General features: G+C 37.6%; 10 protein-coding genes, 1 tRNA gene and 1 pseudogene. 2 read left to right on the top strand and 10 right to left on the bottom strand.

Translation table 11 applies throughout. The annotated features are described in order from the left end of the window. Together WBM49_RS12630 and WBM49_RS12625 are read right to left on the bottom strand one after the other, a co-directional pair. A pseudogene (locus tag WBM49_RS12630) lies at positions 1–127 on the bottom strand (50S ribosomal protein L25); the annotation flags it as partial. Between the two features lie 21 nt (positions 128–148). After that, positions 149–1,090, bottom strand: coding sequence for a ribose-phosphate pyrophosphokinase (locus WBM49_RS12625; RefSeq protein ID WP_424372410.1), 942 nt, complete (start codon positions 1,088–1,090; stop codon positions 149–151). Between the two features lie 278 nt (positions 1,091–1,368). On the opposite strand from WBM49_RS12625, the gene WBM49_RS12620 reads away from it, so the two are divergent. Further along, positions 1,369–1,450 (top strand) — tRNA-Leu (locus WBM49_RS12620). Between the two features lie 86 nt (positions 1,451–1,536). On the opposite strand, the gene WBM49_RS12615 is transcribed toward WBM49_RS12620, so the two are convergent. The 7 genes from WBM49_RS12615 to WBM49_RS12585 all read right to left on the bottom strand — a co-directional run bounded on the left by WBM49_RS12615 (position 1,537) and on the right by WBM49_RS12585 (position 9,831). Beyond that, positions 1,537–2,922: an MGH1-like glycoside hydrolase domain-containing protein gene (locus tag WBM49_RS12615; protein ID WP_424372409.1), complete on the bottom strand. Its 1,386-nt coding sequence runs from the start codon at positions 2,920–2,922 to the stop codon at positions 1,537–1,539. 104 nt (positions 2,923–3,026) lie between these two features. Next, positions 3,027–4,217 carry a hypothetical protein gene (locus WBM49_RS12610; RefSeq protein WP_424372408.1) on the bottom strand — a complete coding sequence of 397 codons (1,191 nt, stop codon included), beginning with the start codon at positions 4,215–4,217 and terminating at the stop codon, positions 3,027–3,029. 77 nt (positions 4,218–4,294) lie between these two features. After that, positions 4,295–4,609 carry an HPF/RaiA family ribosome-associated protein gene (locus tag WBM49_RS12605; protein WP_424372407.1) on the bottom strand — a complete coding sequence of 105 codons (315 nt, stop codon included), beginning with the start codon at positions 4,607–4,609 and terminating at the stop codon, positions 4,295–4,297. A gap of 194 nt (positions 4,610–4,803) precedes the next feature. After that, positions 4,804–5,616, bottom strand: a complete 813-nt coding sequence (locus WBM49_RS12600; protein WP_424372406.1) for an alpha/beta fold hydrolase — start codon at positions 5,614–5,616, stop codon at positions 4,804–4,806. Between the two features lie 124 nt (positions 5,617–5,740). Beyond that, positions 5,741–7,048, bottom strand: coding sequence for an amidohydrolase family protein (locus WBM49_RS12595; protein ID WP_424372405.1), 1,308 nt, complete (start codon positions 7,046–7,048; stop codon positions 5,741–5,743). A gap of 153 nt (positions 7,049–7,201) precedes the next feature. Beyond that, positions 7,202–8,719: an ArnT family glycosyltransferase gene (locus WBM49_RS12590; RefSeq protein ID WP_424372404.1), complete on the bottom strand. Its 1,518-nt coding sequence runs from the start codon at positions 8,717–8,719 to the stop codon at positions 7,202–7,204. An 80-nt stretch (positions 8,720–8,799) separates the two neighbouring features. Further along, positions 8,800–9,831, bottom strand: coding sequence for an alpha/beta fold hydrolase (locus WBM49_RS12585; RefSeq protein ID WP_424372403.1), 1,032 nt, complete (start codon positions 9,829–9,831; stop codon positions 8,800–8,802). A 568-nt stretch (positions 9,832–10,399) separates the two neighbouring features. On the opposite strand from WBM49_RS12585, the gene WBM49_RS12580 reads away from it, so the two are divergent. Then, a complete protein-coding gene (locus WBM49_RS12580) occupies positions 10,400–11,365 on the top strand; it encodes an IS110 family transposase (RefSeq protein ID WP_424372402.1) in 966 nt (321 codons plus the stop codon). 44 nt (positions 11,366–11,409) lie between these two features. On the opposite strand, the gene WBM49_RS12575 is transcribed toward WBM49_RS12580, so the two are convergent. After that, complete coding sequence (locus tag WBM49_RS12575) at positions 11,410–11,697, bottom strand: hypothetical protein (protein ID WP_424372401.1); 288 nt, start codon at positions 11,695–11,697, stop codon at positions 11,410–11,412. Between the last annotated feature and the right edge of the window lie 139 nt (positions 11,698–11,836).

Below are 11,836 nucleotides of genomic sequence, written 5' to 3'. Positions count from 1 at the left end.
CTGAAAAGTGTAGCGGTTTTTCCCCTCCGTAGACCACGCAAGGGACCATTCCAGCATTACGTAGGGCCTTCGCTGCTTTCTTGCCCACGCTTTCTCTTTTTGATCCTTTGATTGTAATTGACTTCATTATGTATATTTAAATTAATTTTTACATTAAAAATTTTGAGGCTATAGAAGTGTTATGATGCACTCTGTGCATAACATCTGCGAACAGATCGGCACAACTAAGCACCTTTATTTTATCGCTATTTGCCTTACTTGGAATAGAATCAGTAATTATCAATTCCGATAATTTCGACTTTTCTATTTTTTCATAGGCATTGCCTGAGAGCAACCCATGGGTTGTGATAGCCCGCACGCTTAAAGCGCCACGTTCCATCATCAGATCGGCTGCCTTGGTAAGCGTTCCTGCGGTGTCTACCATATCATCAACCAGAACCACGTTCTTATCTTTTACATCTCCAATGAGCTCCATATGAGAGATGGTATTTGCCTTGGCCCGCTGTTTGTAACAAATAACAACATCACAGGATAAGGCCTTGGAATAGGCATAGGCTCTTTTGGAACCACCCATATCCGGCGAAGCAATGGTCAAATTCTTAAGCCCCAGCTTTTTTAAATACGGGAGAAAGAGGGTAGAGGCAAACAAATGATCTACCGGTTTTTCAAAGAATCCCTGTATCTGATCGGCATGCAGGTCCATGGTTATGATCCTTGTGGCGCCAGCTGTCTCCAGCATTTTAGCAACTAGCTTGGCCGCAATAGGCACTCTGGGTTTGTCCTTCCTGTCTTGCCGCGCCCATCCAAAATAAGGTATAACGGCTGTTATATGCCTGGCAGATGCCCTTTTGGCGGCATCTATCATCAGTAACATTTCCATTAAGTTCTCAGAACCGGGATTGGTAGAACCAATGATAAAGATACGGGTGCCTCGGATAGATTCTTCAAAGGAGGGTTGAAACTCCCCGTCGCTATAGCGCGAGAACAATACCTTCCCCAATTCCGCACCATAGGATTTGGCGATCTTTTCACCAAGCACCATGCTCTGGGAGCAGGCAAAAATTTTTGGTTCTGGAACTTGATATGGCATAGCTAATGGCTTGTTCGCTAGTTTTTTAGCGTCCCTTTTTCCAAAGGAGGTGCAAATTTAGGAATTTATTTGGCTTCTTCAGGATAAATGGATAGAATTTTAAGCTACTAAATAGAAATATTTTTTAGCTTTGCAGTCCCTTTGCCTCAGTGGCTGTCCCGATACCTATCGGGAGGTAGACCTGCCTGCCGGCAGGCAGGTGCGCTAGAGAACTGGATGAAGTATTAATTAGAAAAGAACAATTAGAACAACTAAGAGATAAAAAGTAACTATTTATTGCCTCGGTGGCGGAATTGGTAGACGCGCTGGATTCAAAATCCAGTTCTTTCGGGAGTGTGGGTTCGATTCCCACCCGAGGTACATATAAACCACAAAAAAGTGGAAGTATAAGCGAGTTTCAAAAAAGAAGCTCGCTTCTTTTTTTGGAATGAGTGCAATGCTTTTTTTTATTTCTTTTCAATGTATTCCCTGTAGATTGCAATGGGCACCAACCCGGTCCAACCACAAAAGTCTTTTTTAGCTGGCATACCGTATGAAATCAGATCAGGGGCATAATTTTCCCAAAAAGTATTGGTCGCTTCAAAGACCTGAGCTACGGCATCATATGTTTTTTGAGCTAAGTCTTGTGCCAATTCTTGTTTTCCATTGCCAGTCAGCCCTTTTAGCACCATATAGGAGGTTGGTGCCCATACTCCTCCCAGCCAATAATCGCCCCAGCCTTTATAATCCTGGTCATCTGCAGACAATGCAGGGAGTGGTATCTTCCTGTAAAATTCATCTGGATTGGTCAAATGGCCCAGAAAGGAATCTATTTTCTCTGGGGGGACTAATTTGCCCAATAAGGTCCAGTACATGCCTATGTGTTTACGTTTGATTTGCTTGTCGTAACCTAAATCATAGTAGTAACTATCCGTTTCGTTCCAGCACTTGTCATTTAAGGCCTTACTTACTTCAGCATGAAAAAGGTCGTACGAGGCAATATCCGATGTTTCATTGATTTCTTGTGCAATAAATTTCAGTTGTAGTGCGAACATAGCCATCTGGGCAGTTAAATCTACCAGGCGGCCTTCCTCGTTCCACACGCCTTGTAACGTACCAACATATTCTTCAATAAATTTGTTCAGTTTCTCCTCACCTGTAGAGCCACTCATCTTACCCAATTTATCATCTAGTTCTTTGTGCGTCATACCGTTGCCTTCTTCTGTTGTCCAGCCACGAGGAAATCGCGGGATATTATCCATTCCCATACCTAAGGTATCGCCCCAAAACAATTTATCTTCCCCCTGATAGCGGGCCACGTGAAATTCAAAATTTTTTTTAAGGATAGGATATACATTTTTCAAGCGCTCCAGGTCTTTTTTAACCGAATAAAGTTCGGTTTCAGCAAAGGCAAGCAATGGGGGGTTTATGGAAACCGGATGGTCTTTTGGCCAGAGTGGCCTACCATCATTTCGATACTCCCTACAGATAAACCCATCAGGCTCAATACGGTTATAAAAATTATCAAGCGCCTGATAAACAGGTAATGAATCTAAATGGTATTTGGCAAAACATACAATGAAACAAGTGTCCCAAAGAAATATATTGTCAGAAAAAGCTGCGTCAACAAAAGGCTTTTTAAAAAAAGGTTCGCTATCCCCTCCACGCACCTTTTTCTTTGTAATTTCTAAGGCCTTTGCATACATTTGGTTACTTAATTCTACTGTAACCAGAAAAGGTTCGTCGCAAGGAGCTATCAGTTTTGATTTACTTTTGGATTCACAACCTGAAACCACTGCGGTTGCTCCAATCACTCCCAATGCCATGTTTATATTGAAGTCTCTTCTTTTCATTCTTGGTCTTCCTGTTTTAACTATTTATTTGTGAATGTTGTACAAAGGTCCTGGCTATTATTTTGTCACGCCGGTGGCGTGATGAATTATAGACGTTGTTGTGTTTAGTTTTTTAATTCCTTTTTTATGTAACTGTCGAACTCATTTTTATCTATTCCCAATTTCTTATCGATAAAATCGAAAAAGGAATCATTGGTACCATTGGATTTGTAAAACTCCTTTACATTGCCTCCTTCCACTTGGAGTGCCTCAAAAAATCCATCAACGCCATATTTTTCGTAAATCTTTTTCATTAGAAATCCGCCAATAACGTATCTAAAGTCTGTTTTATGCTCCCCATTGGGGATTTCTTTGTCCAAATTGTCTAAGTCCGACAAATCAATATCTGGGTTGTTAGCTAAAAAAATCCGTAATTTATCAATATGCCAATCCAGTGAATATCCGCCGCTACCTCCATAAAAGGTGGCTATGCCTTCTCCAATCCAAAAATGATAATCCTTTGGAAGTAAGTCGAAAGTGTAAAGATGTACCAATTCATGGGGATAGTATTCCGAATTATTCCCTGCATAAATCAATTTATTTTGAACGCTCGCAACACCGCCCGTCTGAACAGGGATATACATTTTTTTCATGTATTCATAACCCCAAATGTCTACAATATCCCGCGCGTTATTAGCAACGAAATAGTCAAATTCCATAGGTTCTACATTAAACTCCTGAGCCAAAAAAACATTGAATTCGTTCATTTTATTGGCTTCATCAAGATTGAATTTGTGGAAAGGATGCACGTAATAATTTATGTTGCCAACTTTGTGATGTTCAAGAACACTTTTGTAATATTCAGCGCTACTAATAAGTAAATACTTATTGTCGAATTTTTTGGCATATATTGAAACGATGGTGTCCAAATGTATTTCCCCTTTGTCGTCAATATGGGTAAAAGCACTTTTTAGAGCGTAAAAATCATTTTCCGCCGGAAAAACACCAATTATTTTACATTGCACTTTATATTCTCTGGAGTTTAAATTTTGAACTCCGACAGCCCATAGATATTCATCAGGTATTTTCATGTTATCAAAAGACCAATATGGGGATTGGTCATCTTGAAATTTTCCTTCCAACAAGTAGTCTTTCCATAATTGAATTATTCGTTTTTCCGCCTGGTCTTCAGCGTTCATTACTTCACTGCCAACGAAAAATTTAACATTCGAGTCTGAATTCAACTCCTTTTTATGATTTTGTGCGTACCCGGTTTGGATGATAAATAAAAATGTTAGGATAAGTATTCTTTTCATTGCTTCAAAATTAAACAGAACGGTTTGGCTACGTAGTGTCCCGAAGGGCATTGCGTATAGGTTTTGTTGGCGTGTCGTTATTTATTTTTCATTTTCCCAAATACAGTGCTCAATGTCGCCTTCATCTTGTTGACAGCAACATCAACTGCTTTTTCTTTTGAACCATTTTTACTTACCACCATCACGGGTTGCATACCTTCTACCCTAGCTTCTATTTTACACTGTATATCGTCTGGGCCTCCTTTAAGAGCATTCTGGTCGGAAAGATGTACTTCAATTCGAGATATTTTGTCGGCAAAGTGTTTTAATTCATGATTGATTTTTTCAGATACAATCGTTTCTAGAGTCTCTGTTCCCTGAATGTTTTTGTCAGTGTTGAGCTGTATTTTCATAATATTTTATTTTTTACTTGAGTTTACTTCTTGTTTGTAGAATGCACGCCAACGGTCTCGTATAACCCTCAGTTGCGGTTCGTAAGTTAGTAAATTATCAACTTGTAGGATCTCATTTATTAAGAACCAATGGTCCGCCGTTCCGAGCGAAGCGAACAGCGCAGCAAATTGCGGTTATTCATTGTTAGCCACAGTTATTTTTCATTCAGAAAGTTAATAATTGATTCAGCGAAACCTTTGGAATTGAAGGTACTCATATGGTCTCCGTTCACAAGACTTAACTTACTATTCGGTAATTCCATTTGTAGTTCTTTGGGATTTCCATTGTCTATATCTTTATCTCCACAAATTACCAAAGTCTTTATACTAATCTTGTTAAGTTCTGTAATACTTGTTTCTGGTTGATAATCCTGTAGATATCCTAATATTTTAAAATCAACATTGGCATTCTTTGCATAATTCACAGCTCCTCTAGTCATTTCATTAGGTTCAGTTCGTCCTGAAAAGACGTTTCCGAAATCGATTCTCCTATTCCAATTTGGATTAGTGAACCCAATTCCCATTCCACCAAAAACGGCTTTAGTAATTCGATTATCTTTAGTTAGTAAATTTGCAAGTACAATTGAGCCCCGAGAGTACCCGACAGCCACATAGTTTTCAACAGCTAAATAGTCAATAAGAGCCATTAAATCCTTTATTTCCGCATCATTTTTATAGGCATCTTCATTTTGTGGTTTATCGGAATTTCCATTACCTCTTAAATCTGGAATAATTACTCTATATCCTTGATTCAATAATTGTTTTTTTAATTCAGACTTGCCCCAATTAACATCTCCATCAACAATAAAACCATGAATTAACAAAACAAGTTCTCCTATTCCCTCATCGGCATATGCGATTTTTGTCCCATCGATTGAGATAAAAGTATCCTTGCCATTCTGTCGTGATTTACAAGAGAATAATAATAGAGTGACGATAAATACTAAAATGTTCTTATCTAGCCTCATTTTTTCTAATTGTGGCTAATTAACAGTTTTGGAAATGAAAAGTAGCGGCTTTTATACACTTACTTTTCGGATTATAACTGACTTTAAATTTTTTACTTATACTTTCAGTTTAGCAGTTACTCCGCTATTTTTTATTTATGTTGTTGGCAATAGTTTTATTCAGTTTCTTACCAGCCTTAAACCTACTTTCGATAGTTTTAATAGCCTTTATGTCTAAAAGAGGGTCCTGATTTAAAACAAGAAAATTAGCCTCGAATCCTTCTTCAATAAAGCCTATTTTTCGGTTTGGAAATATGGCTATACTCGTATTTATCAGAATATTTAGTAACTCTTTAGGCTCAAAAATATTTAATTCATTGTAGTACAGGATTTCGTCAACTGCGGTAAGATTCGGAAAATCTGCACCACTTAAGATTGGAATATCATATTCTTTTAATTTCCTGATAGCCAATTGATGAAAATCCTTTATCTTCTTTAAAGAAATACTGTCTGGCCTATATTGTTCAGGTAGGTACATCAGGTTCGAGAATGTCCGACTTAAAGTTGGATTAACTTTTACATTATTCATTTTCATAAGAAATAAGGTATTATCGCTAATTATTGGAAGCTTACCTTTTTCATCCCTACTATTTTCAAATCCATACTGTGGCAGATGGGCAAAATACTTTATTCCTGCTTGCATACAAACTAGTAAGTCAAATTCCGATTCTACATGGGCAACAATTCTCGTATTAATGCTATTTGCTCTTTCTACTATTAAAGGAAGTAGTTTCGGATTTAACCCCTTATTGAATAAAGGGATAGTATCAGACTGTAAGTATTCTTCACTATTGAAAAGGATTATTTTTATGAAATTGGGGTTAGTTGACTCCAACATGTCTATTTTAACGTTCACTTGTTCCTCATTATCAACAATGTAGTATGTCTTATTTTCATAAAATCTGCTTTCTTTTAACGAATCCTTTTGAATGGCAGTCATATTCCATCCAAAATTAAATCTCATTCGTTCATATCCTTCGATTGGATGTCCGTAGTTTGAGGTCAAACAACCATTAGCATAGGAAACATCAACAGTTGAAGTTTCATTAAAATAACTTTTCATTTCATCTCTTCCATCTGGGTTGTTGACTAAGTCGTTGGTATAAAATAGTCCCTTAGATATAAATAGAGAGTCATATTTTATTGAATATTCACCATCAAATAAATGTGTGTGAAAATCTCCAAAAGCTGGTACTATAAACTTGCCTGAGTAGTCAATCGTAGTATCAACCTCAGCAGGTTCTATATAACTCAGTTTTGTATCAATGATATAAATATCTTTTTTTATCATTTTTTCGCCATTCCAGATGGAAGCGTTTTTAATTGCTTGGTTTTGTCCATAGCAAATGATTCCAAAGAAGTTTAGGAAAATTATAATAGAAATTCTATGCATGTTTTTCTTAATTGTTTCCAACGGTAAAGTACAAAAGCGGTAGCAGATATCAAGGCGATTAACTGTCCGTCACTACCAAAATTTATTAAAAGCACAGACCATCGATTAACCACATAACCCGATATTGCTCTTATACATTGTTGTGTGCCTTTTTTATTCAAATACTCGGCCTTTAAATAATGTTTTTAACTCGTCATATGTTTGTTTCGGTTTTTTGCAAATGTAGATATGTTGCTGTAACTCTTCTTCATTCTCCGAATAGGGATTATAAATGGTTTTTACTTCAGTTACTTCGTCAAAATACTCGTTAAAAAAGTCGCCAACATTGTAACCTAAACATATTGTGGTTTCAGGCATCTCTCCTTTTGGAACCCAATTGTAGAAACTACCGTGTAAAGAAAATGCTTTTGGCAAATCATACCTCTCGTTAAACAAATTCACTGCTCCTGCCTGTGCGTAATGTTTTCCCCAAATTATGGTGTTGTTTTTTTCTGGATTTGGCAGGCTGTCGTATACAGTCTTCAATTCCTTTAATGTAACAGCCCATTTCTCTTTTGAATACCTTTCCTCAAATCTGACATTGAATTGACCACCCTTTACAACATCTCTGTTTTCATACGGATAGTCGTGTTTTAAATAACTTTCCAATGGAAATACAGGCACCCCAAAAGGAATTAAAAAGACACCAATTGCAAGTAAAATTCCGATTGGATAAATCAACCATTTTCTTTTTGGTAGAATATTTTGTTCCCAAAATACGCCACCAAACGGTAAAATTGTCAGTGCAATAGGATAAAAGTAATATCCCTTTCCTTGACTGAATGCTAAAAAGATAATAGATAATAGAATTGATACCGTTAACGGTCTATAGCTTTTCATTGAATGATGGAACATTGAAACGATTGCTGGAATAGTAATGAGCAATGTTAAAGGATTTAATGCCACAAGAAGGCCTTGTAAAACTTCAGGAGGTGCCTGTCTATCCAATTGAGTTTCATAAAGTCGGTCAAACATTTTAAGAACAGGAAAATCATTTGCGATTTGCCAAATGATATTTGGGCTTATCAAAATGATAAAGACGATAATATTCCACCAAAAATTTTGCTTTATTAATGCTTGCCTTGTCGATTTAAAAAGCAATAGGGATGAAACTCCGAAAATGAAAAAGACAGCATTGTATTTAGTTAAAAATGCCAATGCCGCGCCAAAGGTCAGCAGCCATAAATATGTTCGGTCAAGACTTTTAACAAATTTAGTTAGAAAGAAGAAGTTCAGAACCCAAAAGAATTGGCTAAAAACCACAGGTTGAAATAACTGTTGCGAACGTCCAAATGCTGGGGCGATGATGATACACAATAAAACCAAGAAAATTGCTTTCGTTTCCCCCCCTAATTCAATAGTGATTTTGGAAACATAAATGAGCGTTAAAATTGCAGCAATATGGGCAAAAATGTGATGTGCAAAAACGGATGTGGATTGCAATAAGTTCTGGATAAATGCCAATAATCCGATAATTGGTGGAAACTCCATAAACCCAAAAGCCAGGTTATTTCCCGTTTCAATATGTAGCAGTTCGTCTCCTTGAAACCCTGAATAGCTGTCAGCTATTAAATGAAGAACTAATTTGACGATGCAAAAACCAAATAGAGTAATTTTAGTCGGTCTATTCATTAATTCTTTCGGGTTTTCTCAAATGGCACAAACGGTTTGGCTATGCGCAGTGTCCCACAGGGCATTGCGTATAGGTGTTGTTAGCGGCTTTTTTCTTTCACGATTTCAATGATGGTTTGATTAAATTTCTTAGCCTCCTCATCCGCTAATTCATGTCCTGATTTTTCAAACCAAATAAATTTCTTTTCAGGAGCTGTCATTTTGTTTAAATGGGTTTCTGCCACTACACTGGGTAAGTTCCAGTCATGACGACCGCCCAAAAAATACACAGGTATCTTTAATTCTGTGATATCTGAAATGTCCGTGGTGAAGGCTACGCCATCCATTCGAGCCGAGGTGTAGTTAAAGGCTTCAAACCAGTCATAGTCTTTATAATCTTCATACATCGTTTCCGCTTTCTCAATTTCTTTTGCAATAGCCGTATCGTAAACTGTTCCTCCATATTTTACTACAAGTTCGTACTTGCTCATAAAGCAATCCAAAATTGTAGCGCAAACAGTGCTGTCCTTTTTGTCGATTAAACCCAACTGCCTTAACGCTGTTGTATCATTTTTTTGTTGGGCTTTCTCCTTCAACCATTGCATGGAAACGTCCCAGCTTTCTGGTACACTTATCACCTGCGAGACACCAATATAGGCGTAATAATCATTAGGGTATTTTTCGGCTAAGTTCATTCCAATAACACTACCATAGGAAAAACCCACAAGAAATATTTTTTCTTTATTGAATTTCTTTTTTAGATACTGCGTCAACTCATGTGCATCATTGACCAAACTTTCAGGACTTAGGTTTTTCGGATTGGGATTATGCATATAAGATTGACCACACCCTGCTTGATCCCAGGAAACTAAAATCATTTCGTTAGTCAAATCAGCATTAAAATATCTCAAATGTGGAGTCTGCGGCCAACCTGGCCCACCATGTAAAAAAAGTAATACAGGTGATTGATTTGAAGAACCTGTCATTTCTACATATTGCTCTTCACCACCTAATTCGACAATATTTTTTTCTTGAACCCTTGTTGTGCTTTCATTAGTTTGTGTATTCTTATTATCCTGATTTTGACACCCAAAAAGGATAATTAATAATAAAAGTGCTGTAATATTTTTCATCTTTTTTGTTTTGTCATAATTGCCGCTAACGGTCTCGGCTCGTATGTTTATATACGGGCTATTATTATTCATAAATATAGTAGTTTCCTTTTTACCAATAAGAGCTATATAAATAGAAGGGACAGAGAGGTCTTGGCTAGATACACAGGTGATATCGTTTCATAGAATTCCCGCCCTTCTATGGTTCTCTTAGAATCTGAACAGTACCTATGAGTAGTTGCGTGGGTTAACACTAAACTCTACAAGTACACACCAAACTGACACGAGCACGCAGTGCGAACTGGCGAAGCAAAATCCGCGAGTCCCGATAACTATCGGGATTCAGAAGAAGGCGAGAGCAAGCAATTACTTATAGCCGTCCTAAGTTTGTTATTCATTAATTTATCTTAGTGATAACCAAAGAACAAAAGAGCGGAGTAAGGTTACTATAGCCGTAGGAACTTCCGATTCCGTCAACAATGAAAATCCCCGCTCTTTTACCAATTCAATACGATCAGTTCTCTAGGTCTTTGGAACCTGTTTTTAGGATGCTGTATGCCCTTGGTATTGTTCTTAATAAAATCAAGATATGGATAAAATTACAATTTTTGTAGGGATCGACATCTCAAAGGATACCATAGATGTTTATGATTCCCTCACGGGCCATTTTCAATTTGAGAATAACCAAAAAGGTTTTTGCTTTTTCAAGAAAAGACTAACCGCAAACCATTGGTGTGTTATGGAGGCCACGGGGTGTTACCACCAGCGTTTGGCCATTTACCTTTATGAAGAGGGAATTTCATTGAGTGTTGTCAACCCTTTGGTCATTAAACGTTTCATACAGATGAAGCTGAACCAAGTCAAGACGGACAAGAGCGATGCGAGGATGATATGCGGATATGCAGAGGAACAACCGTTGTTGTTATGGTCCCCGGAGGCTTCTTATATTGTGGAATGTAAAAGAAATCAAAGTGGCATCAGACTTTATTTCAAACAGCGAACGGCCCTTAAGAACATGCTACATTCCTTATTGACAGGTGGGCAGGCAAAGGGTAAGCTTGTAAGATCGATACAGCGACAGATAAAACAATTGGACAAGGAAATAGATCTGCTCGAACATGAAATGGAGCAGTTGATAAGGTCGAATGAACAAGACCTTTATTCGCGGTTGAACACCATACCCGGAATAGGGAGGAAAACGGCCATGATCTTGATAGTATCTACCAATGGGTTCCGTGATTTCGAGAGTGCGTCCCAGGTATCTTCCTTTTTTGGATTGGCTCCCAATGAAAGGAGTTCAGGCAGCAGTGTAAGGGGCAGGTCCAGGATAAGCAAGATCGGGGACCCTTTGCTACGCAATCATCTTTTTCTGTGCAGTTTTACCGCCAGTATTCATAACCCTCAATGCAAGGCATTATTTGACAGGATAGTTTTAAAGGGAAAGAGCAAAAAACTGGCACTGATTGCTGTGTGTAATAAACTAATCAAACAGGCCTATGGAATATCAAGGTCAGGGATGGATTACGATCCGAATTTTGTGGGTAGATTGAACTGAATTTTATTTGTTTTTCAGCTCAGTTCTTTGTTGTGAGTTGTTATCTACATTTTTCCAATATGAAAGACTTTACTACTGTCAGGCCTGTAGTCTCTCATAAAACCAACATTTTGAAACTTTAGGCCAGAAGAACTATAATGAGTAGATCCTTTGAAGCCATCGTTGCAATCCACTTTTAAATATACCTCTGATATCTTCCCATTGGATAGGAATTGAGATTTTGAATAGTCAATATCAATATTTCTTTTCGCCTTTAACTCAGCAGCGATTTGTGCTAATTCCTCTTTTGTTGTGTTTTGAGTAATTACAAGAATCACTTGGTTTTCCTCCATAGAAAACCGAGTATGCGATTCCTTGAGACAACTAGTTAAAAGCAAGAAGCAAACTAAAAAGATTGGGGATTTTTTCATTTAGAAGTAAGATTAGTTAATAACTCACAACGGTCTGGGCTATGATTTCGGCGCGTCCCAG

The sequence above is a fragment of the Muriicola sp. genome (assembly GCF_049669965.1).
Classification (GTDB): Bacteria; Bacteroidota; Bacteroidia; order Flavobacteriales; family Flavobacteriaceae; genus Muriicola.
This window is presented reverse-complemented; position numbering and strand designations above follow the sequence as displayed.

Bases quoted from the DNA above. Each gene is read 5' to 3' on its own strand.
- WBM49_RS12625 (WP_424372410.1), bottom strand. From the start codon at position 1,090: ATGCCATATCAAGTTCCAGAACCAAAAATTTTTGCCTGCTCCCAGAGC.
- WBM49_RS12615 (WP_424372409.1), bottom strand. From the start codon at position 2,922: ATGAAAAGAAGAGACTTCAATATAAACATGGCATTGGGAGTGATTGGA.
- WBM49_RS12610 (WP_424372408.1), bottom strand. From the start codon at position 4,217: ATGAAAAGAATACTTATCCTAACATTTTTATTTATCATCCAAACCGGG.
- WBM49_RS12605 (WP_424372407.1), bottom strand. From the start codon at position 4,609: ATGAAAATACAGCTCAACACTGACAAAAACATTCAGGGAACAGAGACT.
- WBM49_RS12600 (WP_424372406.1), bottom strand. From the start codon at position 5,616: ATGAGGCTAGATAAGAACATTTTAGTATTTATCGTCACTCTATTATTA.
- WBM49_RS12595 (WP_424372405.1), bottom strand. From the start codon at position 7,048: ATGCATAGAATTTCTATTATAATTTTCCTAAACTTCTTTGGAATCATT.
- WBM49_RS12590 (WP_424372404.1), bottom strand. From the start codon at position 8,719: ATGAATAGACCGACTAAAATTACTCTATTTGGTTTTTGCATCGTCAAA.
- WBM49_RS12585 (WP_424372403.1), bottom strand. From the start codon at position 9,831: ATGAAAAATATTACAGCACTTTTATTATTAATTATCCTTTTTGGGTGT.
- WBM49_RS12580 (WP_424372402.1), top strand. From the start codon at position 10,400: ATGGATAAAATTACAATTTTTGTAGGGATCGACATCTCAAAGGATACC.
- WBM49_RS12575 (WP_424372401.1), bottom strand. From the start codon at position 11,697: ATGGAGGAAAACCAAGTGATTCTTGTAATTACTCAAAACACAACAAAA.